The sequence below is a fragment of the Comamonas serinivorans genome, from assembly GCF_002158865.1.
Taxonomy (GTDB): domain Bacteria; phylum Pseudomonadota; class Gammaproteobacteria; order Burkholderiales; family Burkholderiaceae_C; genus Comamonas_E; species Comamonas_E serinivorans.
Genome location: NZ_CP021455.1, coordinates 1,270,303 through 1,295,294 on the forward strand (window position 1 = coordinate 1,270,303; position 24,992 = coordinate 1,295,294).

Consider the following 24,992-nt stretch of genomic DNA (forward strand, 5'->3'; position numbering starts at 1 on the left):
GGCAACGAGGATCGCCGCGCCGGACCCGATCCGGGCCGCAGGCCGGAGGGCCTGCGGCGAGCATCCCACGCGAGCGTGGGTTGGTCTGGGTCCTGCCACTGGGGTATCGGATGTTTCCGATTGAAAGGCAATCGCTGCGCTTCAATACTGCCAGCAAGTATCGCGGTGCACTGCCGGATCGAGCCGCGCCGGGCGCCATCGGGCCGGTGACGCAATCAGGTGTCTGCTCCAGCGCACTGCGTCGATGGGCCAGCTGTTGCGGCTGCGCAGCCTGCTGAGCCTGGCCCCGCGAACCCGCTCAGTCCAGCGCGCGGACCTGGCCCGCCTGCAGCACATGCCGCGTGCCGGTGGCCGGGCAGCGCGCCTCGCCCTCGCCGGTCAGCGGCAGGTCCAGGCGCTCGCCGTGCCGGCTCATCCAGCCGATCTGCCGGGCCGGCACACCCACCATCAGCGCGTGCGCGGGCACGTCCTGGGTGACCACGGCCCCGGCACCGATGAAGGCGTATTCGCCCACGGTGGCCCCGCAGACCAGGGTGCAGTTCGCCCCCAGGGTCGCACCCCGCTTGACGTGCGTGCGGCGGTACTCGTCCTTCTTCACCACGCCGGCGCGCGGGTTGACGACGTTGGTGAACACCATGCTGGGGCCGCAGAACACCTCGTCGTCCAGCGTCACGGCGTCGTAGATGCTGACGTTGTTCTGCACCTTCACGCCGTGGCCCAGCACCACGTCGTTGCCCACGAACACCCCCTGGCCGAGCGAGCAGCGCTCACCGATGCGCGCGCCGCCGCACACGTGCACCCAGTGCCAGATGCGCGTGCCGACGCCAAGCTGGGCGCCTTCGTCGACGATGGCTGTGGGGTGAATGTGAGCGGAGGAGGTGTTCATAGCAGGGATGGGGAGGCAGGAGGACGGGCGAGCCGAGACTTTGATTGTTCCTCATGCGCGCGGCACGCAGCCTGCGAGTGGTCTGCCGACGATTGGCACGGTGAGCGAAGCGTGGCCAAGGGCCTTTGCTAAGCTCGTCGTCATCCACGGGCTGCGTGTCTTCGCGCATCCCTACATCCATGTATTCAGGGAGCCAGCCGCATGCACATCCGCATTCACACCGTCAAGATCGCGTTGTTGGGGCTTGCCCTGGGGTTAAGTGCATGTGGCGGCGGCGATGCCACGCCTGACCCGTCCCCTGAGCCTGGCCACGCGCCGCTGGCGGTGGACAAACGGTTCGGCGAGCAAGGCAGCGTGAAGCTCACGCTGGCCCCGCATGGCGGCAGCGTGAGCCGCGTGCTGGAGCTGCCCGACGGCAAGCTGATGCTGTTGGGTCACCGTCAGCTGAACACAAACTTGGCCGACACGCCGGGGCCCTACAACCGTCGCCGCCCCGCCACGCAGTTGTTTGCGCAACGCTTGCTGGCCGACGGGCAGCTTGACACCAGCTTCGGGGATCAGGGCATGGCGGTGTGGCAGGTGGCAGGCGCAGACGTCATCGACGATGCCATTGCGCTGAGCGACGGCACGGTGGCGCTGGTGGCGCTCGTGTCCCGCTCCTGCTTCTTCGTGCCCACCCCCTATGGTTGCGTCGTCGACCTGGAAAACCAGACAGGGGAGTACCGCGTGCCGCACCTGCAGCGCCTGCTGGCGGATGGCCGCATCGACCGCTCGGCTGCAGCGTCGGGGGCGGTGAGGCTGTCCGGCTCGACCAGCCGACTCACCGAGGCCAATGGCCAGGTGCTGGCGCTTAGCACCGCCTCTTACGCGCGCGGCGGGCTGTTCAGCTGGGTGCTGTCGCGCCATGCCTTCAACGGCCAGGTGGACGCTGGTTTTGGCCAGAACGGTGCGGTGGTCTCGCGCTGCGAAACCGACGGTGCCGCCGTGCGCGCCGATGGTGACCGCGGCATCTGGGTGGTGGGTGCGCGCGTTTCGGTGAGCTACGTCGAGCCGCCGGCTGAGGTGGGGCTGTGCTTGGAGCGCCTGACCGCTGACGGCGGACCGCATGCTCGCATGCCGCAACCGCTGCAGGTGCCCATGGGCCTGAACCTCAGCGTTGGCGATGTGCGGGTGTTGTCCGATGGACGCGTGCTGGTGGCCGGCACGGGCCGTGACGACACGCGCGCCCTGGCGTATGCCGTGTCCGTCAGCCCCGATGGCCAGCCTACCAACGGCTTTGGCCAGCAAGGCGTGGCGACGTTTGCCGCGTCGTCGGCGAACGCCACCGGCGGGAACTACAGCGCGTCGGCGTTCATTGGCGAGGCCGGTGACGTGCTGTACACAGGGCGCTACGCATGGCAGGGCGACGGTGCGCAGCTCACCAAGCCGCTTGGCCTGCGGTTCACGGCCCAGGGCCAGCTGAACATGGCCTGGGGTGGCGATGGCCTGATGACCGAGCCCTTGCTGGCGTCCGGTGGGGGTGCGTTGGTCCTCCGGGACTCGCACCAGCGCTGGCTGGTGCAGGCCAGCGATGGCGCTGCGGAGGATGCGCCGTCGGTGGTCACGCTGACGCGGTTACACGGGGACAGCCGCTGAGGCCGACTGCGCGGGGACGCATCAGGTGGCTGACGCGCGCCCTTTGCACGGTTTGTGCGCCGTATAAGCTGTTTGGCAATCCGCCCGACGACTTGCTCAAAACCATGGTTCAGGGTCTTCCGTGCAAGCCAGGTGTTTGATGGATCACGACCTGGGACATATACCTGTTTTTGATAGTTTTTGATCGGAAGTAGGGAGATACTTCACCTTTTCATCAGATCGCGTGCTCGCGCCGCAGATAGCCCTCCAGCCACAGGCTGTAGCGCGCCAGGCCAAAGCACAGCACCCAGTAGATCAGTGCGATGAAGAGGTAGGCCTCGAGGTAGAAGGGCCGCCAGACCGGGTCGCCGCCCAGCGCCAGGCTCAGGGCACCCGTCAGCTCGAACAGGCCGACCACGGTGACCAGCGAGGTGTCCTTCAAGGCCCCCAGCACGTTGTTGGTCAGCGCCGGCACCACCATGCGCAGGGCCTGCGGCAGCACGATGTGACGCTGCACGCCCCAGCGGGTGAAGCCGAGCGCGCGGGCCGCGTCGACCTGGCCGCCCGGCACGGCCTGCAGGCCGCCGCGGATCACCTCGGCCAGGTAGGCCGCGATGAACAGCGACAGGCCGACGATCACGCGCAGCAGCACATCCGGTTGGGCACCCACAGGCCACAGCAGCGGCAGCAAAAAAGTCGCCATGAACAGCACCGAGATCAGCGGCACGCCGCGCACCAGCTCGATGTAGCTGGCGCACAGCGTGCGCACCACCGGCCAGTCGGAACGCCGCCCCAAGGCCAGCGCCAGGCCAAGCGGAAACGCCAGCGCCACGCCGAGCACGGCCAGCACGATGGTCAGCGGCAGGCCGCCCCACTGGCCTGTGGGCACATGGGGCAGCCCCAGGCCGCCGCCCATCAGCAGGCCAGCCGTCAGCAGCACGGCCAGCCACAGCGGTGCCAGCCACCAGCGCCAGACCCGCGGCCAGGCGCTGCCCAGGGTCATGGCCATCAGCAGCAGGCCGGCCACGGCGGGTCGCCACTGGGCCTCGAACGGGTAGCGGCCAAACAGCAGCGGCCGCCACTTCTCGGCCACCACGCCCCAGCAGGCGCCTTCGCGGTGCGCGCGGCAGGTGGCGGCGTCGGGCGCCCAGGTGGCCTGCAGCACGGCCCAGGGCAGCAGGTGCGCCAGGGCCCAGGCGGCCAGGGCCAGCACGACCAGGCTGAAGGCCGCGCGCCACGGCGAGCCCCACAGGTCCTGGGCCCAGGTTCGGGGAGCACGCATGGGCATCATGACCAGCCTCGCAGCGCCACGCGGCGGTTGTAGGTGTTCATCAGGGCGGCAATCGCGAGCGACAGCGCCAGGTACACCGCCATGACGATGGCGATGCACTCGAACGCGCGGCCGGTGTTGCCGATGGTCATGTTGGCCACCGAGACCAGCTCCGGGTAGCCCACGGCCACGGCCAGCGACGAGTTCTTGGTCAGGCTCAGCAGCTGGTTGGTCAGCGCCGGCACGATGACGCGCTGCGCCTGCGGCAGCACGACCAGGCGCATCTCCTGCCCGGGCTGAAGGCCCAGGGCCCGCGCGGCCAGCCATTGGCCCTCGGGCACGGCCTGGATGCCGGCGCGCACGATTTCGGCCACGAAGGCGGCCGAGTACAGCGCCAGCGCGGTGACGATGGCCACGTACTCGGGGCTGAGCGCGGCGCCGCCCGTGACGCCGAAGGTGCCCGGCTCGGGCCATTCGACGAACCAGCCCGCCTCGCCCTGGGCCGGCCAGGGCATGCTCAGGCCGGCCTTGCTGAGCCACACCCCGGGCAGCAGGTGCAGGGGTTCGGTGGGGTCGGGCAGCAGGGCGCCGATGGCAAACGCCACCATCAGCAGCTGCAGCAGCAGCGGCACGTTGCGCACCAGGTGGATGTAGCCCCCGCACAGGCCGCTGACCAGGCGGTGCGGCACCAGCCGGCCCACGCCCAGCAGCACGCCCAGCACCACGGCGACGATGGCCGCGGGCACGGCCGCGCGCACGGTGTTGCCCACACCGGTCAAAAAGGCGCGCCAGAACGGCTGCTCGGGCGAGTAGGACGGCCAGCCTTCGCTGATCGGGATGCCGGCCGCATCGCCGAGGAAGTCGAAGCCCGAGCGCACGCCGCGTGCGCGCAGCACGTCGAGCGCGTGCTGCACCGCCCACCAGACCAGCCCCACCAGCGCCAGGATGAGCACGACCTGCAGCACCAGGGCGATGCGCGACGACGTTGCGCCGCGGGCGGGCGGCGGCGCAGCGGGTGGGGGCGAGGGGTGGGTCATGGTCTGGTCAGGGTATGCGGTGATTGCCGTTTATTTCGCATCAACAATTGCTTGATACTGGTCATGTCGGAGTGTGGCGCATGGCCGTGGCGCAGGGGATGGGCGCTTGCAGGGGCGTTCATTCGCTGCGGTTCGGGTTGGCCCTCCATCACTGCCTGCCTCGATGGGCCGTGCGGCGCTCGCGGTGCTCGGCCGGAGACGGCTGCATGCCCGAGCACCGCGTTGGCGGCTGGCCTCGATGAAGGGTTGCGCCACCTGTCGCGCCGCCAGCGATGGCCAAGCTGACCCGCCGCGACGCGCAGGTGCCAGACATCGGGTGTCCACGGATTGGCCCCCCGGCTGTCTGTTGGTTGGCCCCCAGCACGGCCCTGAGCCCCCGACGCCTGCACAACCCGGCACCTTCGTCACCGCACATCCAGGCCGGGTGAACCCGTGGCGCCGCCCGACGTCCAGACCAAGGCGTGGGTGGCGAAGGCGTCGCGGCACACAACGCCCTGAGCGATGAACGCCGCAGCCGCGGTGAGCATCCCTTGCACGGGCCGAGCTGACGCAGCGCGGCGCGTCGAACGCCGTCAGGGCGTTGGCACGGCCTGCCAACGCCTGCAGGGTCTGGCCCATGCGGTCACCCGCCTCACTTCACCGGCAGCGCGTACAGCAGGCCGCCCTTGTTCCACAGGCGGTTGTTGCCGCGTGGCAGCTTCAGCACCGAGTTCGGGCCGACGTTGCGCTCGAAGACCTCGCCGTAGTTGCCCACGGCCTTGATGGCGTGGTAGGACCAGTCCTTGCTCAGGCCCAACAGCTTGCCCAGGTCATCGCCCGTGCCCAGCAGGCGCTGCTGGGCGGGGTCTTTGCTGCTGCCGCGCAGCTGGTCGATGTTGGCCTGCGTGATGCCGACTTCCTCGGCCTCGATCAGCGCATTGGGCACCCACTTGACGATGGCGAACCAGTCGTCGTCGCCGCGGCGCACGAAGGGCGCCAGCGGCTCTTTCGAGATCAGCTCGGGCAGGATCAGGTAGTCGTCGGGGTTGGGCGCTTCCTTGTTGCGCAGGCCCGCCAGGGCCGACACATCGGTCGTGAAGGCCTGGCAGCGGCCCGAGAAGAAGGCCTTGAACGAGGCCTCGAAGCTCTCGAACACCACCGTCTTGACGGGGATGCCCTGGGCGCGGAAGTAGTCGGTCGCGTTCTTCTCGTTCGTCGTGCCCGACTGCGTGCAGATGGTGGCGCCCTTGAGCTGCTTGGCGCTGCTCACCTTCAGCTTCTTGGGCACCAGAAAGCCCTGGCCGTCGTAGTAGTTGATGGTGGTGGCGTGCAGGCCCAGCGACGCATCGCGCGTGAGGTTGGCCGTCGTGTTGCGTGCCAGTACATCCACCTCGCCGGCCTGCAGGGCCGAGAAGCGCTGCTGGGAGTTGAGCGGCACGAACTCGACCTTGTTGCCATCGCCCAGCACGGCCGCGGCGATGGCGCGGCAGGTGTCCACGTCCAGGCCGGTCCACTTGCCTTGCGTGTCGGGGGCCGAGAAGCCGGCCACGCCATTGGTCACACCGCATTTGACGGTGCCGCGTTTCTTCACGGCGTCCAGCGTGGCGCCGGCGTGGGCCGAGGTGGCGGCCATCAGGCTCAAGGTGGCGGCCACCAGCGTGGCGCCCAGAGTGGGAAGGGGCAGGGAGGACATCGTGAAGCTCCTGATCAGGCGGATGAAGTCCTGGGCCAGGGTCCTGGGGGATCGTTCGGCAGCACCGGGTGGCAGGGCGCGCCGGCCGGCTCCGGCGGATCGGGAGCCGTGGCGCTGGCGTGCCGCTCACGCGCTGCAGAGGGTCCGGCAGGTCAGGCCGCAGTGCAAAGCCTGGGGATGGTAACTGGGTGGGCGGACGTTTTCGTTATGAGCTTATGCCGTGCGCGCCATGCCCCGGGGAGCGCTGGGGGCGCCGGAACGCCCTTGGCGGCAGGATGGCGCCGGCGTTTCGTGTAGAACCGCAGGCCATGAATGCAACGAGTACCTCTACCCTGGCGCAGCGCCTGCAGGCCTTGCGTGTGCGCATGGACCTGGCCGCGCAGCGCGCCGGCCGCGACCCCCTGTCCGTGCAGCTGCTGGCCGTGAGCAAGACCTTCGACGCCGACGCCATCCGCGAGGCCCACGCGCTGGGCCTGACGCACTTTGCCGAGAACAAGGCGCAGGAGTTGCGCGAGAAGGCGGCGCAACTGGCCGACCTGGGCGACATCGTGTGGGTGATGATCGGTCACCTGCAGACCAACAAGGCCAAGGAGGTGGCGCGCGTGGCGCACGAAATCCAGAGCCTGGACCGGTGGGAGTTGGCCGAGGCGCTGCACAAGCGGCTGACGCTGGAGGGGCGCACCCTGCGCGCGCTGGTGCAGGTCAAGACCGCGAACGAAGAGAGCAAATTCGGTCTGGCGCCCGAGCGCCTGCACGACTTCGTCGCCCGCGTGCAGGCCGAATGCCCCACGCTGCAGCTGCAGGGCCTGATGACCCTGGCCGACCACACCGACGACCCGGCCGTGGTGCGCGGCTGCTTTGCTCAGCTTGCACGCCTGCGCGAAGGCCTGCTGGGGGCCGGGTTCGCGAGCATGACGCGCCTGTCCATGGGCATGAGCGGTGATTTCGAGCTCGCGATTGCCGAAGGTGCGACCGACGTGCGCGTGGGCTCGGCGCTGTTCGGTGCCCGCGATTACGCTTGAAGTGTGTGATGAAGTATGCGGCAAGCTGCGTTTGTTGAATAACGAGAACGGCTGCATACCCCATTTTGAGCCTGCGTGAGGACCACCGCTGGCGGGATGAGGGCTTCCATCACGCCGGCCACCGCATGTCGTCTCGCCCTTGGCCACGAGCGCGTCGCCGTCCCATGCCGTGCGGCCCGAACCGATTTAGCACCGCTGCAGCGAGGCCGCGACCTGCAGGCCGGGTCGAGGTCCACGCCCGCGGCCACGCAGCGGGCGTTGGCCATGGTGTCGGTTCATGGAGCGGGCTGACGCCGGGCATCCCGATCAACACGCTGGCTCAACACGCAGCGGCAGCGCTCTCGGCTGGGGCCTGGCGGGCTTGCATCGGGAATCAGGCGCAGACGCCAGGTCCCCGAGCCCAGCGCCTGAAACACGGCCCGAGAAGCCGTGGCGTGGTGGTGGAGGGCGCGCAGGCCGAAGCTGACGCCTTGGCGCCTGTCGTGCGGGGGCAAACCGACTAGATTGCAGTCGGCCCAGGGGCGGTGCTGGTGCCAGCGCATGGCGTGGCAGTCAGGCCGCCGGATCGCCGGACCTGATGGGTTTGCGCGGTGCCCGCGCTGGCCGCCTGCCAGCGGCAAGCCGCCCCTTTTGTTTCATCACCCCAGGAGACCCATCCATGATCAGCGTCGTTGCCGTCATCACCGCCAAGCCCGGCCTGCGTGCCCAAGTGCTCGAAGCCTTCAACGCCAACCGCCCGGCCGTGCTGGCCGAAGACGGTTGCATCGAGTACCAGGCCGCCGTCGATGCCTCGGCTTTCCCGCCGTCGCGCGGCAGCTTCGGCGAAGACACCTTCGTCGTGCTCGAGCGCTGGGCCAGCCCTGCGGCGCTCAAGGCCCACGGCGCCTCGGCCCACATGGCCGAGTACAGCGCCAAGACCAAGGAGCTGGTGGCCAGCCGCGTCATCCACATCCTGGAAGCCGTTTGATGCCATGGCAGTATGCATGTTCTGCCGTTCAGCATGAAACAGAAGCACATGCATACTCCGCCAGTTTGATGGCGAACATGCCCTGCGCCTGATCCGCCATCGGGCGTGACGCGGCCAGGCCAGACCGCAGGCGCTTTGGCGTTCCCAGTCGCCCGCGTGGCGCCGGGGGCAGAGGTCGGCGCATGAAGCAGGCGCCTGCACGGTTGATGTGCCGGCGCCTGAGCGGCGGGCCGGGCCGGCGCACAATCGCGGCCATGTCTTCGCTCACCTCCGCGCCTCGCGTGCGCATTCGCTCCGCCGTGCCGGCCGATGCCCCGGCCATTGCCGAGATCTACAACGACGCCGTGCGCCACACCACGGCGATCTGGAACGACGTGACCGTCGACGCCGTGAACCGCGAGGCTTGGCTGGCCCAGCGTCAGGCCGGCGGCTTTCCGGTGCTGGTGGCCGTGGCGGACGATGAGCGCAGCGCCCTGGGGTATGCCTCGTACGGGCCTTGGCGCAATTTCGACGGCTACCGGTACACGGTGGAAAATTCGGTCTATGTGCACCCGGATGCGCGCCGTCTCGGGGTGGCGCGCGCGCTCATGGCGGCCCTGATCCAGCGCGCCCGCGACGACGGCCTGCACACCATGGTGGCCGCCATCGAGGCCGGCAACCAGGCCTCGATCGCGCTGCATCAAGACTTCGGGTTCGTCGAAACCGCCCGCATGCCCGAGGTGGGCTGCAAGTTTGGCCGCTGGCTGGACCTGGTGTTCCTGCAGCTGCGGCTGCAGGACTTCGAGCCGCGCTGACAGCAGGCCTGTCCGGTCCTGTCAGAAGAGACACGGCCCAAAAGGGTTCGGCCAAAAAAAGCCCGCCCGAAGTGGCTGGGCCGGCAAGGGCTTGGCCAGACGGCTCCACCTTCGTCAGGACTGGCGCGGCCAGAAGCCGTTCGAAGGGCACCCTTCTCACCCTCTGTGTGGCAGACACTGCGAGGCCTCGTCGCGCGCGAACTGCACGGGCGACGAGGTGCGCGCCTCCACGCCCGTCAACACGGCGTCGCTGCGGTCAAAGCCTTTGATCTTCTTGCCAGCGCGGCCCGAGCGGGTTGGCTCCAGGCATGGGCTGACGCAAGACGGGGACGTGGGGCATGCGCATCGGCCACGGGCTGGACGAACGCTGGGGCCGCAGGCCTGATGTGGGCCGTCCGCTCCCACCCTCACAGCGCGCTCCATGCGTCCGTCCGTTCGGCGTGGCGGGTTCAGAACGTGCGGGCGACGCACCAGCGGATCGCCTCGTCGCGGAACTCGCGGCCCAGGGGCGTCAGGCTGTCGCCCTGGGCGTTGGCGCGCCACACCACGCCCAACTCGTGCTGCCATTGAAAGTCGGGCCCATCCAGCGCCACCAGGCCGTGCCCCTGCGCCTGGCGCAGCATGCTGAGGGTGGCCAGGCCCAGCAGGTCGCTGTGGCGCAACAGGCTGGCAAAGCTGGCCGGCGAGGCGTTGCTCTCCACCGCCACCCGGGCCTCGGGCAGGCTCTGGGCGCGCAGTTTGGCATCCAGCCACTGGCGCAGGAACAGGTCGGCCGTGGGCAGGGCCCAGCGTTCACCGGCCAGATCGGCCAGGCTGCGCAGGCTGGCCAGGCGCGGGTGGTCGGCGCTGGCCACCAGGCACATGGCCAACGGCCCCAGCGACTGCTGCGCCATGCCCTGGGGCAGGACATCGGGCAGTGCGAGGAAGGCCAGGTCCAGCTCACCCGTGGCCAGGCGGTCGAGCAAGGGCGCGCTGAGCTGGCTGTCGAAGCGGAACCGCGCCATGGGCCGGGTGGGCAGGAAGCGCGCGATGAGTGGCGACAGCAGGGTGTGCGTGAGCGCGGGCAGCACGCCGATGCGCAATTGGCCGGTTACCGCGGCGCGCTGTTCGGCCATGCTGGCCTGCAGCGCCTGGCAGTCCAGCAGCACGGTCTGGGCATGGGCCAGCAGGCGCCGACCCGCGGCCGTGGGCGTGACCCCGCGCGGCGCACGCGCCAACAGCGGCAGGCCAAACTCGGCTTCGAGCCGGCCCATGGCCTTGGACAGGGCCGATTGCGTGCTGCCCAGGGCCCGGGCGGCTGCCGAGAGTTGGCCATGCTCGCAAATCGCGACCAGGCAGTGCAGATCATCCAGGCGCATGGGCAGGGCGGTGATTGGGGCGAGTGGCGCCGCGAGGTCTGCGGTATTCCACTGAGGAATGCCTGGGCGCCGAAATGGCATGCATTATCGGCGCCGCACTTTCTAGACTGTGTGCACATCGGCGACGCGTGCGCCCCGGACTTTTTCCTCTGGTTCGGGCACGCGCGTGGCCTGGCTGTTCGCTTAGCGCCCAGGCCGGCCGCGATTCAGTCACCCGCACAACAACGCTTTGGAGACACACCATGACGCGCTTCCCCATCCTGTTTCGCCCATCCCGCAGTCCGGGGGGCCGCGCGCTGCGGCCTGCCCCTGACCGAGGCCTGCCACGCGCACGCCGGCCGGTGCTGGCGGGTCTGGCCGTGGCGCTGGGCCTGTTCGGCAGCGGCGCCTGGGCCCAGGCTGCGCCGGGCAAGGTCGACGGTTTTCCCAACAAGCCCATCACCCTGGTCGTGCCGTCGACGGCGGGCAACGTGAACGACGCCGTGGCGCGCATCCTGGGGCAGGAGCTGCAGGCGGCCTGGGGCCAACCGGTCATCGTCGAGAACCGCCCGGGCGCCGGCGCGGTGACGGGCACCAAGGTCGTGCTGGGTGCACCCAAGGACGGGCACACGCTGCTGCTCACCTTCACCGCCCACGTGCAAAACCCGTCGCTGATCAAGAACACGGGCTACGACCCCGTGAAGGACTTCGCCGCCGTCAGCGAGGTGGCGCTGTCCAGCGTCATGCTGGTGGCACACCCGCAGTTCGAAGCCAAGACCGTGGCCGACATCGTCAAGCTGGCGAAGGCCAAGCCCGGCGAGCTGGCCTACGGCTCGTACGGCACGGGCACCACGGGCCACATCCTGGGCGAGCAGTTCAAGCGCGCCGCTGGGCTGGACCTGATGCACGTGGCCTACAAGGGCGGGGCGCCGCTGGTCAACGACCTGGCGGCCGGCCACGTCAAGTTCGGCTGGGCCCCGGTGGGCACGGCCATTGCGCTGGTGAAGGCCGGCAAGCTGCGCCCGGTGGCGTTTGCGGGCGAGAAACGCTCGGCCCTGCTGCCCGAGGTGCCGACCCTGGCTGAGGCCGGCTACAAGGGTTTCGAGCCCGACGCCTGGATGGGCCTGCTGGCACCCGCCGGCGTGCCGGCCGAACGCATCAACGCCTTGTCGGCGCAGATCCAGCGCATCGTGCACAAGCCCGAAGTCGCCCAGCGCATGCGCGAGCTGAACCTGGTGCCCGTGGGCAGCACCGCGCCCGCGTTCCAGGCCAAGCTGGCGTCGGACCTGGCGCACTGGACCGGCCTGATCCGCGAGCTGAACATCACGGCCGAGTGACCGGGCGGTGGCCTGCTCGGGCGCGTGTTGGCGCGTCCGGGCTGGCCGTCTGCCGCATCCGCCTGCATCGCGGGGCCATCCGCGCATGACATGGGCAGCCGTCCGCGATGTCGTGGCGGTGACCGGACAGCCACCTGCACCCAAGGTCCCTCCATGCTCGGCATCCCCATGCGCCACGCATGCACACGCCAGACGCTGACAAACGCCGGGGTCCACGGTGGGTGCCGGTTGGCGGATGCCGGTGCACGGGCTTGACGCGACCCGAGTATCTTCACCTTGGCGTCAGTCCGGCATCGGCCAAGGCGGCATACTTCAGTTCGTTCAACCCTTCTCAGCCCGCGGCTCCTGCTCGGGCGCCTCTCCTGAATCCCTTCGCCATGACTGTTGCCCAAGCCCCGCTGTTCCCCGCCGTGTCCGACGCCGTGGCCGTGCCCACGGCCTGGCCGCCTGCGGCCCGCCTGGCCACTTCGGCCGATGCGCACACCTTCGAGGGCGTGCTGTGCGAGCAGTGGTGCGATTGGCAGGACCTGCAGGTCAAGACCTTGGCCCGCCCGCCGCTGCAGCCCGGCCAGGTGCGCCTGGCCATGCACCACGCGGGCATCGGCTTCGCGCTCAAGCTGTTCGTCTCGGGCAAGTACCAGCGCAAGCCGCCGCTGCCCTTCACGCCGGCCACCGAAGGCTCGGGCGTGGTCATCGAAGTGGGCGAGGGCGTGACCGGCCTGCAGGTGGGCCAGCGTGTGGCGGCCGCGCTGGACTGGGGCGGCCTGGCGCAAGAGGCCGTGGTGACAGCCGAAACCGTGTACCCCGTGCCCGATGAGCTGCCGCTGGGCCTGGCGGCGGCCCTGCCGCTGACCTATGGCACGACCTGGGCGGCGTTCGAGTGGCGCGCCAAGCTGCAGCCCGGCGAGGTGCTGCTGGTGCACGGCGCCAGCGGGGCGCTGGGCATGGCCGCGGTGCAGATCGGCCGCTTCATGGGTGCCACCGTCATCGCCACCGCGAGCACGCCCGAAAAGCGCGCCGCTGCGCTGGCCAACGGGGCCCACCACGTGCTGGGCAGCGAGGCCGAGGCCCTGTCCAGCGAGGTCAAGCGGCTGACCGGCGGACGCGGGGTGGACGTGGTGTTCGACCCCGTGGGCGGCGCCCTGTTCGATGCCTCGCTGCGCTGCACCGCGCCCGAGGGCCGCATGCTCAGCATCGGCTTCGCGAGCGGCACCATTCCCCAGGTGGCGACCAACCTGCTGCTGGTCAAAAACATCTCGGTCATCGGTTTCAACTACGGCCTCTACATCGGCTGGGGGCTGAGCGACGAGCGCCGCCGCCATGCGGCCACCGTGCAGGCGCTGATGGCCAGGCTGTTTGCCGCCGTGGGCCAGGGCGCGGTGGCGCGGCCTTTGACCCAGCACGTGCCGTTCGCACAGTGGCGCGAGGGCGTGGCCACGACCATGACGCGTCAGGCCGTGGGCAAGGTCATCATCGACCTGGTGTGAGCCGTGGGCGGGGCGCGATGGTGCGCGGAGCGCCAGCCGCCGCGCGGATGCCGGATGGCTGAGTGGACGCCGGCTGACTGATGCAGGCGCCCGGCGCGCCTCCGCAGGCGTGACCTGCCGCAGGCAGCCGGAGTACCGGATGCTGCCGATGCAGAGGAAACGAGATTTTGCGGATACTGCTCAAGCAGTGACACAGCGCTTGGCCAGGGCGCAGCAGGTGCTGGTTGCCCAAGCCCGCTTCAGCTCACAACAGCTCGGCCTGCAGCGTGATCTCGGGCACGCTGGCCAGCGCCTTGGACAAGGGGCAGTTTTGCTTGGCGCCGTTGGCCAGGGCCTGAAACTGCTCGGCCGACAGCCCGGGCACCTTGGCCTTGAGCGTGAGCTGGATGCGGTCGATGACGAAGCCGTCGCCATCCTTGGCCAGGCGGACGTCGGCGTGGGTGTCCACGGTCTCGGTGTCGAAGCCAGCCGCCTTGGCCGCGAACGAAAAGGCCATGGTCAGGCAAGCCGCGTGCGCGGCGCCCAGCAGCTCCTCGGGGTTGGTGCCGAGCTTGTCGTCGCCAAAGCGCGTGGCAAAGCCATACGGCGCCTTGTCGAGCTGCCCGGTTTCGGTGCTGATCTCGCCGCGGCCGTCCTTGCCGGCGCCCGTCCAGTGCACAGAGGCGTGTTTGCCCATGGGGATCTCCTTGAGGGTGGTGCAATCCGCCATGACACCACAACGGTGGGTGCGGGCGTGTAGGAGGGCATGCGCAATGGCCGGCCCGGCACGCCACCGGAACGCACCTGGCTCAGCGCGGCACCACGAGATCACGGGCACAGCACAGGCAGGGGGCGGGCACAGGACCGAGCACGTCTGCAGATGGTGGCCCTTCTGCGCTGTGGCATGACCGCGGGAGCGCAGACCGTGAGGCGGACTGCTTGTTGGCTGGCGGGAGTATGGGTGTATTGACGTTTGATGTTGAACGACAAAGGAATCATACTCATGGCCAAGTCGCATGACCACCAGCGGTACGCTGATGCAGCAGCTCAACCGCTGCGCGATGGCGCTTGCACCGCTTTGAACCCGACACGTTGAACTGTGCCCGTGGTTCGTGCCAGGGTGTTCTGGTGCCGAGCCGCATTCGCCAGGGCAACGATGAGCCCGACCCGCGGCATGCGGGCCTCGTCAGCCCGCGCCAGCGCCGGCCGCATGCTGGGCGGCGCGCAACCCGCAGACGATGGCGCGACGGCTCAGGCGGGGCTGCGAACGTGCCGCACGAAGCGGTGGCGCAGGGCGGGCGGCTGGCTCTTGTGGCTGGTTTGCCAGTCGCCGGTCTCGGTGTGCACGGCGGGGGTGCGCCAGGCGCTGAGGTCCGGCGCGCGCGTGTCGCCGGCGACGTTCAGGTCGATCTCGGTGACCTGCACCTCGTCGGCGAGCGGCAGGGCCAGCGTGTACAGCTCGCCACCGCCGATGACCCAGACCTGGGGCGTGTCGGCGCACTGCTGCAGCGCCTGCTCCAGCGAATGGGCGACTTCGGCGCCGGGCGCCTGCCAGTCCGGCTGGCGGGTGATGACCACGTTGCGCCGGCCCGGCAGCGGGCGAAAGCGCTCGGGCAGCGAGTCCCAGGTCTTGCGGCCCATCAACACGGGGTGGTTCAGCGTGGTGCGCTTGAAGTGCGCCAAGTCTTCGGCCAGGTGCCAGGGCATCTGGCCTGCCATGCCGATGACGCGGTCGTGCGCCTGGGCGTAGATGAGGCCGATGCGGGGAAGGGAGGGGGATGGCATGCGCAATGGCCGTGGGCGCTCCGGAGAGCCGCGCACAGCGCGTTCAAAACCTCGATTTTCGGACAAGTTGCTGGCCCGCGCGCCCGTCAGGACGCTGGGAGGGGATGAAGCCACTCACCCGGTGGCTGTCGGCAGCGGTGGCTGGCACGCCGTGCCGGCCACCGCGAGGGACGGTCACTCGCCCTGTAGCCACAGCTCCAGCACGGCGTTGGCGTCCGTGTTGATCAGCCGCAGTTGGGCGGGGGCGTAGTCGGCATCGATCAGCGCCACCCCGGTGAATTGGCTCGGCAGGCCGCTGCAGCCCTGGGTGCGAATCTCAGCCTCGAAGGCCTGAGGCAGGGTGCTGGCGCTGAGCCGGCCGCTGAGCTGGCAATCACCGCCCGTGGCCGACAGGGTGCCCGAAGCATCGAGACGCAGCACGGCCTCGTCCTGATTGGCCAGCAGGGTGCGGTAGACCCCGGCAAGCTGGCTCAGCGAGGTGGCTTCGGGCGTCCAGGCCGTTTGGTTGGCGAACGTGATCGGCGCGGTGGGCGAGTGGCCGGCAGCCAGCCAGCCCGCGGTGTTGCCGGCTGAGTGGCGATACACCGCCTGGGCTTTGTCATCTTCGCCAACGAGGACCACGAGGCCCTGGCCGTCGCTGGCTTGCAGGTAGGTGCCGACCTGCACGCGCTCGCCACGATCCACGGCCACGCGGTATGCGCCAGCACCGGCCGTGGGCGTGATGGTCACGGTGGGCCGAGGAGACGGGGGTGGTGCGGTGTCGTCGTCACCGCCTCCGCCACACGCGGTCAGGGCCAGCGCCAGGCTGGTGGCCACAGGCAGCCAGGTCCTGCGGGCAACCCGAAGAGCGGGGTTCATGGTGCGCGCTTTCATTGGCCGTTGACCGATTTGAGGCGAAGGCGCAGCCATTCCTGGGCAACGGGCCGCGATTCGTAGCCGAATTGCATCGCGGTGACGGCCACCTTGTTGCTGACGACGACGGATTCGTCCTCGCGCTGTGCGGCGGTGGGGGTTTGGGTGTTGACGTTGGCACTCATGCTGAAGGTGCCGTTGTTGTTGCGGATGGTCAGCGCGTAGCCGTTGTAGGTGCCCACGCGTGAAAACGCAAAAGGCGTGCTGGCGGTGACGGCCTTGGGAAAATTCACGTTCAGGGCGATGCCTGCGGGCAGCAGGGCGCCCTGGCCTTGTTGGGCGATGAGCTTGTTCAGCAGCTGCACGCTGAGGTTGGCCACCACTTTGGAGTTGGCATTGGCCAGCCCGGCGTCGTCGACCGTGTTGCTGTCTGCGCTCAGGGCAATCGAGGGGACGCCGCGGCTCAGGGCAATTTGAGCGTTGCTGACGGTGCCGGACGCGATGATGACGCTGCCGATGTTCTGGCCCTCGTTGGGGCCCGAGATCACCAGATCGGGAAGCTTCCCCCAGCGCGACTGGCCCACGATGTCCAGGCCATACAGCGTGGCCATCACGGGGGTGCCGTGGGTGTAGTACCAGTCGCCGTTGGTGTAGCCGTCCTTGGTGAAGGCGCCTGCGGCGGGTGCGCCAATCGGTGCAGCCCCGTTGTGGCAACCGTTTTCCTTGGTGATCTGGGAGTCGTTGTCGGCTTGGATGACGGTGCTGCTGTACATCACGATGCCGGCACCGCGTCCGCTTTGGGGGCTGCAGGGGACGGAGACCAGCACGTCGTGGCCGGCGGCTTTCAGGCTGTCGTAGAGCGCCTTGACGTTGCTGGTCAGGCCATCATCGTTGGAGAGCAGGATGTTGAGGGCGGAAGCGGGCGTCGTCGTCAGCGCCAACGCAGCGGTCAGCGCGAGGCCTCGCAGAAGGGGTGTTGTCATCGTCATGTCCAGTCAAATCAGACTGGGACGAAGCGTATGACGTGATCGTGACGGCGGCGTGACCGATGGCGGTGTGGATGGCCGCGCATGCCCGGTGCATCGTCACCAACGCCGTCCCCGGCCCGGCGCACGTTGGGTGAGCTGGCTCGATGTGCGCCTGGCTCGATGCCCCGGGGGACCCGGCCGCCAGGTCCAGGAACCCGGCTGCGCAAGAGCCCGGTCGGGAGCCGGCGAGGCTCAGTCGACCTTGGCGCCCGACGCCTTGACCACGGGTGCCCAGTTGTTCACCTCGCTGCGGATGAACTGGCTGAACTGGGCCGGTGTGGTGGGCTCGGCCACGGCGCCCAGCTTGGCGTACGAAGCCTTGACCTCGGGCTTGTCGAAGGCGGCGTTCATGGCCTTGTTGACCTTGTCGATCACCTCTTTGGGCGTGCCTTTGGGGGCCACCATGCCGAACCACGAGGTGACGTCAAACGGCGCCACGCCGCTTTCCTCCATGGTGGGCAGGTCGGGCGCGGTGGGCGAGCGCTTTTTGGTGGTGACGGCCAGCGCACGCAGTTTGCCGGCCTGTACTTGCGGCCACGCGGCGGGCATGTTGTCGAAGCTGAACTGCACCTGGCCGCCCATGAGGTCGGCCAGGGCCGGTGCGCTGCCCTTGTAGGGCACGTGCTGGGTCGTCAAGCCCGTGCGCACCTTGAACAGCTCGCCGGCCATGTGGATGGAGGTGCCGCTGCCCGAGGAGGCGTATGAGACCTTGTCGCTGTTGGCCTTGGCCCAGGCGATCAGCTCCTTGACGTTCTTGGCCGGCACGCTGGGGTGCACGACCAGCACGTTGGGCACCTTGGCGCCCAGCGCGATGGCGTCGAAATCGCGGTTCAGGTCGAACTTGATGTTGGGGTAGAGCGTCTGGTTGATGGTGCTGGTGACGGCCACGAACAGCAGCGTGTAGCCGTCGGCGGGCGCCTGGGCCACGTACTCGGTGGCGATGTTGCTGCCGCCGCCGGGCTTGTTCTCGACGATGAAGGACTGACCCAGGGCTTCGGTCAGCTCGCGGGCCATGATGCGCGCCACCACGTCGGTGCTGCCGCCGGCCGAGAAGCCGACGACGATGCGCACGGGTTTGGTGGGGTAGCTGCCTTGGGCGCTGGCGCCCAGCGCGCAGGCGGCCAAGCAGGCGGCCGTACCCTGGGCCAGTCGGCGGCGGGTCAGCAGCGGGAAGGTCATGGTCATGCGGATCTCCAGGAAGTGGACGGTGGCAGCCATCCTCCTGGCGGGTCGACCGACCCGCAATGGGGCTTGTCCCAGCACGCGCGCATCGCCTGGATGGCGCGTCGCCTGTCGCACCACCTCGTGCTCGAGCTGGGCAACGCGGGCATCACGCGCGGCGTGCCGCAGGCCGGATCGTCAGACCGCCATGGGCGCGGTCAGCGGGGCATGGTGCTGGTAGCCGACGAGCGAGAAGTCGCCGGGCTCGACCTGCTCCAGCCACTCGGGCTCGTAGCGGCCGGTCTGCGCACGATCGGGGATGCGGTCGGACAGCAGCAGCTGCGGCAGCGGGTGGGGCTCGCGCGTGAGCTGCTCCTGCAGCATGGGCACGTGGTTTTCGTAGATGTGGGCGTCACCGATGAAGTAGGTGAACCACTTGGGCGTGTAGCCCGTCAGCCGGCCGACCAGGTGCAGCAGGGCGGCACCCTCGGCCAGGTTGAAGGGCGTGCCCAGGCCCAGGTCGTTGCTGCGGATGTAGAGCGACAGCGAGATTTCGCGCCGCGCCACGCTGGGGTGGAACTGGTAGAGCAGGTGGCAGGGGGGCAGCGCCATCTCCTCGATCTGCGCCCAGTTCCAGCCGTGGAAGAGGATGCGGCGGTCGGTGGGGTTGGACTCGATGGTGTCCAGGCACTGGCGCAGCTGGTCGACGGCCTTGTACAGCAGCACGGCCGGGCCCAGGTTGCAATCGATGAACTCGGTCACCTGGCGGTAGCCGCGGCCCTGCGCATCGGCGATCTGCGCCGTGTTCTCGGCCGGCAGCACCTTGTAGGCGGGCCAGTGGCGCCACTGGGCGCCGTAGACAGGGCCGAGGTCGTCGGGCCCCTCGCGGTAGGGGTTGGCCAGCCAGGCGGCGTTGTCGTTCGCGTTCTGGTCCCACACCTTGCAGCCCAGCTCGCGGAACTCGGCCGCGCTGCGGCTGCCGCGCAGAAAGCCGACCAGCTCGCCCACAGCCGTCTTGAAGGCCAGCTTCTTGGTGGTGACGGCGGGGAAGCCCTGCTGCAGGTCAAAGCGCAGCATGGCGCCCGGCAGGCTGATGGTGCGCGTGCCGGTGCGGTTGTCCTGCCAGCTGCCTTCGGTCAGGACGGATTGAACGAGGTCGAGGTAGGACTTCATGCGCGTGAGCGGTGGCGCCAGACGCGGCCACCGAGAAAGGGGGACGGAAAAGCGCCCGATTGTGCCCGCGTTGCCTGCGGCGGGCTGCGGGGCCGCCACATGCCCATGCGGGTGTCGTGCGCCACCGGCCGGGCCGTGCGGCGGGGTCATCCTCCATCCGCGCGCGGCGGCAAGGCTGGTGCAATGCGGTGTTGGCTGTGTGATGAGGAGTATGAGGCTGTTACCGTTCGCCAATAAACGGCAATTGATTCATACTCCTTCATGCCATCAATCCATCTGGATGTTGGCAGCCTTGACGACCTGGGCCCACTTGGTCATTTCGCTGCGCAGGAAGGTGGCCATCTGCTGCGACGTGCCGGGCTTGGCCTCGGCGCCGGCTTCGAACAGGCGCTGCTTGATGGCGGGCTGGTTCAGGGCCTTGTTCACGTCGGCGTTGATCTTCTTGACGATGTCGGGCGGTGTGCCCTTGGGGGCGAACAGGGCCGCCCACGAATAGGCCTCGTAGCCGGCCACGCCCTGTTCGGCCACCGTGGGCACGCCGGGAAACAGCGCCGAGCGCGTGAGGCTGGCCACGCCCAGCGCCCGCACGCGGTTGCCCTTGAGCTGCGGGATGGCGGTGGGCGCATCGCTGAACATCAGCTGCACCTGGCCGCCGAGCACGTCGTTCATGGCCGGCGCGCTGCCCTTGTAGGGGATGTGGCGCAGCTTGGTGCCCGCGTGCATGTTGAACAGCTCGCCCGCGAGGTGCGTGCCGCCGCCGTTGCCCGAGGAGCCGAAAGTCAGCGTGCCGGGCGACTTCTTGTCCAGGGCGATCAACTCGGCGATGTTCTTGGCCGGCACCGAGGGGTGGGCCACCAGCACCACGGGGAAGCTGGCCGCGAAGCTGACGGCCACGAAGTCGTTCTCGATGTCGTAGGGCAGCTTGGAGCGCAGGCTGGGCATCACCGCATGGTGAATCGCCGCCACGAACAGGTTGTAGCCATCGGCCGGCTGCTTGGCGGCCATTTCGGCGCCGACCACGCCACCGGCGCCGGCGCGGTTGTCGATCACCGTGGGTTGCTTCCACATCTCGCCCAGCGGCACCGCCATGCCACGGCCCGTGGTGTCGACCGGGCCGCCCGGCGGGAACGGCACGATGAAGCGCACGGCGCGGTTCGGAAAGTCGCCAGATTGCGCGTGGGCAGGGGTCAGCAAGCCGGGCAGCAGGCTGGGGGCCAGGCCAGCGCCCAGCAGAGCGGTGGATCGAAGCGTTTGACGGCGCGTGAGGGACATGCAGGAATCCGGTTGGGTGAACTCCGGACATTGTTGTCTCGCCAACAGGGGTCTGCAATGTGGCAAGTCACATCGTGCGCCCGCAAGCGACTGCGGCGGGCGGGCAGACGCGGTTGGTGCCAAGGGTCGAGTGCACATGCACCACGCGAAGGAGCAGGGCCTGATGGGAGGCGAATCCGGGGTCGCTCCACCGGCGTGTTGTTCTGCAGTGCAGCCTGTGGTGCAGGCTGTCACGCGACAGGCGTTGCTGGTGCGGATCATGGAGGCCGATGCTTGCGGCGGCGGCGGTCGTCGGGGCGAGAGATCGCCGCCCGGAATGGCGGGCACCTACCCTGAACGGCATCGGAAGCCAAATCGAGCGGCACTGACCCGTCAGATGCTGAGCGGTCGTGCCTCGTCAGGGCGATGAGGAGTCGGACGCCGGTGCTCGGAGGAACAGAGGGGATGCGGGAGCGGCGTCCTGCGGGTGTGTGGGGCAGCAGAAAACGCAGCGAGAGGGCGCCACCCTCGTGCATTTCATTGAATCGAGTTTCGTTTCACATTGCGGAATGTAGACAGGGTGTCTGCGACATTGAGTTTTCATTGATCAAATTTTCCTTCCGCATTGCAAAATATTGAATTCAAGTTGTTGTTTTGAAAGATGGAAAAAAATTCTTATATAAGACATAAGAGTGGTTTTATGTCTTATATAAGAGTTAGACTAACGGCACCGACAGCGACAGGAACCGCACCACAAACAGGCGGTTTCCGGCGCCCCACCTCGGCACGGTTTGTGCATTGCAGCAACCGTTCTCCGAAGGTCTGTCGACCGTTTGCAACCCACTGTGTCATTGGCCTAGCGGCCACCAGGAGTAATCACATGCCTCAGAACGTCAAAGAGCAATTGAGCCGCGAACAGCAGATCGCCGCGCTGGAGAAGGACTGGGCCACCAACGCCCGCTGGAAGGGCGTCAAGCGCGGCTACAGCGCCGCCGACGTGGTTCGCCTGCGTGGCAGCGTGAACATCGAGCACACGCTGGCGCAGCGCGGTGCCGAAAAGCTGTGGGCGCTGGTGAACGGTGAGGCCAAGAAGGGCTACGTGAACGCGTTTGGTGCCATCTCGGCCGGCCAGGCCATGCAACAGGCCAAGGCTGGCCTGGAAGCGGTCTACCTGTCGGGCTGGCAAGTGGCCGCCGACGGCAACACCAGCGAAACGATGTACCCCGACCAATCGCTGTACGCCTATGACTCGGTGCCCACCATGGTGCGCCGCATCAACAACACCTTCAAGCGTGCCGATGAAATCCAGTGGGGCCGCGGCGTGGGCCCTGGCGACAAGGACTACCTGGATTACTTCCTGCCCATCGTGGCCGATGCTGAAGCCGGTTTCGGCGGCGTGCTGAACGCTTTCGAGCTGATGAAGAACATGATTGCCGCAGGCGCTGCCGGCGTGCACTTCGAAGACCAGCTGGCTGCCGTGAAGAAGTGCGGCCACATGGGTGGCAAGGTGCTGGTGCCGACGCGTGAAGCCTGCGAAAAGCTGATCGCTGCGCGCTTTGCCGCCGACGTGATGGGCGTGCCCACCATCGTGCTGGCCCGCACCGACGCCGAAGCCGCCAACCTGATCACCAGCGACCACGACGACAACGACAAGCCGTTCCTGACCGGTGAGCGCACGCAAGAAGGCTTCTACCGCGTGAAGAACGGCCTGGAGCAAGCCATCAGCCGCGGCATCGCCTACGCCCCCTACGCCGACCTGGTGTGGTGCGAGACCGGCACGCCCGACATCGGCTTTGCCCGCGAATTCGCCCAGGCCGTGCTGGCCAAGTGCCCGGGCAAGCTGCTGAGCTACAACTGCTCGCCGTCGTTCAACTGGAAGAAGAACCTGTCGGACAGCCAGATCGCGTCGTTCCAGGACGAGCTCTCGGCCCTGGGCTACAAGTACCAGTTCATCACGCTGGCCGGCATCCACAGCAACTGGTACAACACCTTCAAGTTCGCCCACGAATACGCCCGCGGCGAAGGCATGAAGCACTACGTGGAAATGATCCAGGAACCCGAATTCGCCGCGCGCGAAAAGGGCTACACCTTCGTGTCGCACCAGCAAGAAGTGGGCGCAGGCTACTTCGACGACGTGACCACCGTGATCCAGGGTGGTTCGTCCAGCGTGAAGGCCCTGACCGGCTCGACCGAAGAAGAACAGTTCCACTGATCGATCCGTACCGCGTTTCCTGAGGGGGAGACAGCACCGGGATGATGTGTCCCGGTGGCAGAAGGCCTTGCGATGTTCATCGCAAGGCCTTTTTGCGCCTGTACGCCGGACGCGCAGGCGATTGACGCGGCTGATGGTTTCTGCGAATGGCGATTGATGGCCTGGCCTGGGCACAATGTCGGGTGCAATCCGGGCCAGGCGAAGTGCTTTTTAAGCTGTAGTATGGTTGTATTGCCGATCTAGATTCAACGGAGACAAGGAGATACTGATGATTTCTGGCCTGATGCAGGACAAGCCGCTGTTGATTTCCGACCTCATCGAGTTCGCTGCCCAGTACCACGGCGGCACCGAGGTGATTTCGCGCCGGGTCGAGGGCGACATCCACCGCTCGACCTGGGCCCAGGTGGCGGCGCGCGCGCGGCAGGTGGCCCACGCCCTCGACGGCTGGCGGATCGGCCAGGGTTCACGCGTGGCCACGCTGGCCTGGAACGGCTACCGCCACCTCGAGCTGTACTTCGGCGTCAGTGGCTCGGGCCGGGTGCTGCACACCATCAACCCCCGCCTGCACCCTGAGCAGATCGCCTGGATCATGAACCACGCCGAGGACGAGGTGCTGTGCTTCGAGGCCTCGTTCCTGCCGCTGGTGCAGGCCGTCTGGCAGAAGTGCCCCACGGTCAAGCGCTGGGTGCTGCTGTGCGAGGCCGACAAGCTGCCGGCCGACACCGGCATTCCCGGTCTGGTGTCGTACGAGGCCTGGATCGCTGGGCAGGCGACCACCTACGCCTGGCCCAAGCTCGACGAAAACGCCGCCTCCAGCATGTGCTACACCAGCGGCACCACGGGCAACCCCAAGGCCGCGTTGTACTCGCACCGCTCCACGGTGCTGCACACCTACGCCTCGGTCATGCCCGACGGGCTGAACCTGAGCTCGCGCGATGCCGTGCTGCCCGTGGTGCCCATGTTCCACGTCAACGCCTGGGGCATCCCGTACTCCACCGCCATGGTCGGCGCCAAGCTGGTGTTGCCCGGGCCTGCGCTCGACGGCGAATCGGTCTTCAACCTGATCGAAGCCGAGGGCGTGAGCATTGCGCTGGGCGTGCCCACGGTGTGGCAGATGCTGCTGGGCCACGTGGCCAAGCACAAGCAGCGCTTCTCCACGCTCAAGCTCACGGTCATCGGCGGGGCGGCCGCGCCGGCCGCCATGATCCAGACCTTCGAGAAGGACTACGGCGTGGAGGTGCGCCACGCCTGGGGCATGACCGAGATGTCGCCGCTGGGCACGGCCGCCTCGCTGGGCCGGCGCCAGGCCGCGCTGAGCGATGCCGAGCAGCTGGCGATCAAGACCACACAGGGTCGCGCCATCTTTGGCGTCGAGATGCGCATCGTGGGCGATGGCGGCAAGGCCTTGCCCTGGGATGGCAAGGCCTTTGGCGACCTGCACGTGCGCGGTCCCTGGATCATCCGCGAGTACTACAAGGCGGGCGAGTCGGCGTTGGTCGACGATGGCTGGTTCCCCACGGGCGACGTCGCCACCATCGACGCTGAGGGCTACATGCACATCACCGACCGCAGCAAGGACGTGGTGAAGTCCGGCGGCGAGTGGCTGTCCACCATCGACATCGAGAACATCGCCATGGGCCACCCGGCCGTGGCCATGGCCGCCGCCATCGGCGTGAAGCACCCCAAGTGGGATGAGCGCCCCATCGTGGTGGTGGTGAAGAAGCCCGACGCTCAGGTCAGCCGCGAGGAGCTGCTGGCCTTCTACGAGGGCAAGCTGGCCAAGTGGCAATGCCCGGATGACGTGGTGTTCGTCGACGCCATCCCGCTGGGCGCCACCGGCAAGATGCTCAAGACCGAGCTGCGCAAGCAGCTGGCCGGCTACAAGTTGCCCGAGCTGGCCTGAGGGCGCGGCCTCGCAACGAGGCCTGACGGCGAGCCGTGACGGCACGGCCTGATGGCGAGCCTGACGGCACGGCCCGAACTCGCCGCGGGCTTGATCCACATCAACCTCATGCTGCATGGGGTATGGTGTGCTTCCCGTTGAGTAAGAAACGCAAATCCGGGCATACTGTGAACAGGTTTGCATGACATTCCACCATGCAGTTTGCTGTCGCCGAAGTGCTGGCAG

At 68.2% G+C, this 24,992-nt stretch carries 20 protein-coding genes; 8 read left to right on the forward strand and 12 right to left on the reverse strand.

What is annotated here, in order from left to right:
* Positions 1–298: 298 nt before the first annotated feature.
* The gene (locus CCO03_RS05380) at positions 299–886 is read right to left on the reverse strand and encodes an acyltransferase (protein ID WP_087278233.1); all 588 of its coding nucleotides are present in this window, start codon (positions 884–886) and stop codon (positions 299–301) included.
* Between the two features lie 201 nt (positions 887–1,087).
* Between CCO03_RS05380 and CCO03_RS05385 the strand changes: the two genes are divergently transcribed.
* Positions 1,088–2,521: an NHL repeat-containing protein gene (locus CCO03_RS05385; protein WP_087278236.1), complete on the forward strand. Its 1,434-nt coding sequence runs from the start codon at positions 1,088–1,090 to the stop codon at positions 2,519–2,521.
* 214 nt (positions 2,522–2,735) lie between these two features.
* Here CCO03_RS05385 and CCO03_RS05390 read toward each other — a convergent pair whose 3' ends face one another.
* From CCO03_RS05390 to CCO03_RS05400, 3 genes are all read right to left on the reverse strand, one after another.
* Positions 2,736–3,782, reverse strand: coding sequence for an amino acid ABC transporter permease (locus CCO03_RS05390; RefSeq protein WP_236904038.1), 1,047 nt, complete (start codon positions 3,780–3,782; stop codon positions 2,736–2,738).
* A gap of 5 nt (positions 3,783–3,787) precedes the next feature.
* Complete coding sequence (locus CCO03_RS05395; RefSeq protein ID WP_087278242.1) at positions 3,788–4,807, reverse strand: ABC transporter permease subunit; 1,020 nt, start codon at positions 4,805–4,807, stop codon at positions 3,788–3,790.
* A 631-nt stretch (positions 4,808–5,438) separates the two neighbouring features.
* Positions 5,439–6,479, reverse strand: coding sequence for an amino acid ABC transporter substrate-binding protein (locus CCO03_RS05400; protein WP_418236039.1), 1,041 nt, complete (start codon positions 6,477–6,479; stop codon positions 5,439–5,441).
* Between the two features lie 308 nt (positions 6,480–6,787).
* Between CCO03_RS05400 and CCO03_RS05410 the strand changes: the two genes are divergently transcribed.
* From CCO03_RS05410 to CCO03_RS05420, 3 genes are all read left to right on the forward strand, one after another.
* The gene (locus CCO03_RS05410; protein WP_087278252.1) at positions 6,788–7,501 is read left to right on the forward strand and encodes a YggS family pyridoxal phosphate-dependent enzyme; all 714 of its coding nucleotides are present in this window, start codon (positions 6,788–6,790) and stop codon (positions 7,499–7,501) included.
* Between the two features lie 658 nt (positions 7,502–8,159).
* Entirely contained in the window at positions 8,160–8,468 is a 309-nt protein-coding gene (locus CCO03_RS05415) for a putative quinol monooxygenase (protein WP_087278258.1), read from the forward strand.
* A gap of 254 nt (positions 8,469–8,722) precedes the next feature.
* Entirely contained in the window at positions 8,723–9,262 is a 540-nt protein-coding gene (locus tag CCO03_RS05420) for a GNAT family N-acetyltransferase (RefSeq protein WP_205690362.1), read from the forward strand.
* A gap of 449 nt (positions 9,263–9,711) precedes the next feature.
* On the opposite strand, the gene CCO03_RS05430 is transcribed toward CCO03_RS05420, so the two are convergent.
* Positions 9,712–10,620: a LysR family transcriptional regulator gene (locus tag CCO03_RS05430; RefSeq protein ID WP_087278264.1), complete on the reverse strand. Its 909-nt coding sequence runs from the start codon at positions 10,618–10,620 to the stop codon at positions 9,712–9,714.
* Positions 10,621–10,862: 242 nt separating this feature from the next.
* Here CCO03_RS05430 and CCO03_RS05435 point away from each other — a divergent pair, with 242 nt between their 5' ends.
* The gene (locus tag CCO03_RS05435; RefSeq protein WP_087278268.1) at positions 10,863–11,936 is read left to right on the forward strand and encodes a Bug family tripartite tricarboxylate transporter substrate binding protein; all 1,074 of its coding nucleotides are present in this window, start codon (positions 10,863–10,865) and stop codon (positions 11,934–11,936) included.
* A gap of 377 nt (positions 11,937–12,313) precedes the next feature.
* The gene (locus CCO03_RS05440) at positions 12,314–13,423 is read left to right on the forward strand and encodes an NADPH:quinone oxidoreductase family protein (RefSeq protein ID WP_087278270.1); all 1,110 of its coding nucleotides are present in this window, start codon (positions 12,314–12,316) and stop codon (positions 13,421–13,423) included.
* 244 nt (positions 13,424–13,667) lie between these two features.
* Here CCO03_RS05440 and CCO03_RS05445 read toward each other — a convergent pair whose 3' ends face one another.
* The 7 genes from CCO03_RS05445 to CCO03_RS05475 form a co-directional block, all read right to left on the reverse strand.
* A complete protein-coding gene (locus tag CCO03_RS05445) occupies positions 13,668–14,099 on the reverse strand; it encodes an OsmC family protein (RefSeq protein WP_087284226.1) in 432 nt (143 codons plus the stop codon).
* Between the two features lie 554 nt (positions 14,100–14,653).
* The gene (locus CCO03_RS05450) at positions 14,654–15,187 is read right to left on the reverse strand and encodes a dihydrofolate reductase (protein WP_087278272.1); all 534 of its coding nucleotides are present in this window, start codon (positions 15,185–15,187) and stop codon (positions 14,654–14,656) included.
* Between the two features lie 174 nt (positions 15,188–15,361).
* Positions 15,362–16,045 (reverse strand): hypothetical protein, encoded by a 684-nt coding sequence (locus tag CCO03_RS05455; RefSeq protein ID WP_157667514.1) that lies wholly within the window; start codon positions 16,043–16,045, stop codon positions 15,362–15,364.
* A gap of 11 nt (positions 16,046–16,056) precedes the next feature.
* Positions 16,057–17,022: a 5'/3'-nucleotidase SurE gene (locus tag CCO03_RS05460; protein ID WP_087278279.1), complete on the reverse strand. Its 966-nt coding sequence runs from the start codon at positions 17,020–17,022 to the stop codon at positions 16,057–16,059.
* A gap of 237 nt (positions 17,023–17,259) precedes the next feature.
* Positions 17,260–18,246, reverse strand: a complete 987-nt coding sequence (locus CCO03_RS05465) for a Bug family tripartite tricarboxylate transporter substrate binding protein (RefSeq protein WP_087284229.1) — start codon at positions 18,244–18,246, stop codon at positions 17,260–17,262.
* 180 nt (positions 18,247–18,426) lie between these two features.
* The gene (locus CCO03_RS05470; RefSeq protein WP_087278282.1) at positions 18,427–19,401 is read right to left on the reverse strand and encodes a thymidylate synthase; all 975 of its coding nucleotides are present in this window, start codon (positions 19,399–19,401) and stop codon (positions 18,427–18,429) included.
* Between the two features lie 267 nt (positions 19,402–19,668).
* Complete coding sequence (locus CCO03_RS05475) at positions 19,669–20,673, reverse strand: Bug family tripartite tricarboxylate transporter substrate binding protein (protein WP_087278285.1); 1,005 nt, start codon at positions 20,671–20,673, stop codon at positions 19,669–19,671.
* An 859-nt stretch (positions 20,674–21,532) separates the two neighbouring features.
* Here CCO03_RS05475 and aceA point away from each other — a divergent pair.
* Together aceA and CCO03_RS05485 are read left to right on the forward strand one after the other, a co-directional pair.
* The gene (aceA, locus tag CCO03_RS05480) at positions 21,533–22,864 is read left to right on the forward strand and encodes an isocitrate lyase (protein WP_087278288.1); all 1,332 of its coding nucleotides are present in this window, start codon (positions 21,533–21,535) and stop codon (positions 22,862–22,864) included.
* A gap of 271 nt (positions 22,865–23,135) precedes the next feature.
* On the forward strand, positions 23,136–24,767 hold the full coding sequence (locus CCO03_RS05485) for a 3-(methylthio)propionyl-CoA ligase (protein ID WP_087284232.1): 1,632 nt from the start codon (positions 23,136–23,138) through the stop codon (positions 24,765–24,767).
* Positions 24,768–24,992: the final 225 nt, after the last annotated feature.

Coding starts and splice junctions, on each gene's coding strand:
- CCO03_RS05380 (WP_087278233.1), bottom strand. CDS start 886: ATGAACACCTCCTCCGCTCACATTCACCCCACAGCCATCGTCGACGAA.
- CCO03_RS05385 (WP_087278236.1), top strand. CDS start 1,088: ATGCACATCCGCATTCACACCGTCAAGATCGCGTTGTTGGGGCTTGCC.
- CCO03_RS05390 (WP_236904038.1), bottom strand. CDS start 3,782: ATGCGTGCTCCCCGAACCTGGGCCCAGGACCTGTGGGGCTCGCCGTGG.
- CCO03_RS05395 (WP_087278242.1), bottom strand. CDS start 4,807: ATGACCCACCCCTCGCCCCCACCCGCTGCGCCGCCGCCCGCCCGCGGC.
- CCO03_RS05400 (WP_418236039.1), bottom strand. CDS start 6,479: ATGTCCTCCCTGCCCCTTCCCACTCTGGGCGCCACGCTGGTGGCCGCC.
- CCO03_RS05410 (WP_087278252.1), top strand. CDS start 6,788: ATGAATGCAACGAGTACCTCTACCCTGGCGCAGCGCCTGCAGGCCTTG.
- CCO03_RS05415 (WP_087278258.1), top strand. CDS start 8,160: ATGATCAGCGTCGTTGCCGTCATCACCGCCAAGCCCGGCCTGCGTGCC.
- CCO03_RS05420 (WP_205690362.1), top strand. CDS start 8,723: ATGTCTTCGCTCACCTCCGCGCCTCGCGTGCGCATTCGCTCCGCCGTG.
- CCO03_RS05430 (WP_087278264.1), bottom strand. CDS start 10,620: ATGCGCCTGGATGATCTGCACTGCCTGGTCGCGATTTGCGAGCATGGC.
- CCO03_RS05435 (WP_087278268.1), top strand. CDS start 10,863: ATGACGCGCTTCCCCATCCTGTTTCGCCCATCCCGCAGTCCGGGGGGC.
- CCO03_RS05440 (WP_087278270.1), top strand. CDS start 12,314: ATGACTGTTGCCCAAGCCCCGCTGTTCCCCGCCGTGTCCGACGCCGTG.
- CCO03_RS05445 (WP_087284226.1), bottom strand. CDS start 14,099: ATGGGCAAACACGCCTCTGTGCACTGGACGGGCGCCGGCAAGGACGGC.
- CCO03_RS05450 (WP_087278272.1), bottom strand. CDS start 15,187: ATGCCATCCCCCTCCCTTCCCCGCATCGGCCTCATCTACGCCCAGGCG.
- CCO03_RS05455 (WP_157667514.1), bottom strand. CDS start 16,045: ATGAACCCCGCTCTTCGGGTTGCCCGCAGGACCTGGCTGCCTGTGGCC.
- CCO03_RS05460 (WP_087278279.1), bottom strand. CDS start 17,022: ATGACAACACCCCTTCTGCGAGGCCTCGCGCTGACCGCTGCGTTGGCG.
- CCO03_RS05465 (WP_087284229.1), bottom strand. CDS start 18,246: ATGACCTTCCCGCTGCTGACCCGCCGCCGACTGGCCCAGGGTACGGCC.
- CCO03_RS05470 (WP_087278282.1), bottom strand. CDS start 19,401: ATGAAGTCCTACCTCGACCTCGTTCAATCCGTCCTGACCGAAGGCAGC.
- CCO03_RS05475 (WP_087278285.1), bottom strand. CDS start 20,673: ATGTCCCTCACGCGCCGTCAAACGCTTCGATCCACCGCTCTGCTGGGC.
- aceA (WP_087278288.1), top strand. CDS start 21,533: ATGCCTCAGAACGTCAAAGAGCAATTGAGCCGCGAACAGCAGATCGCC.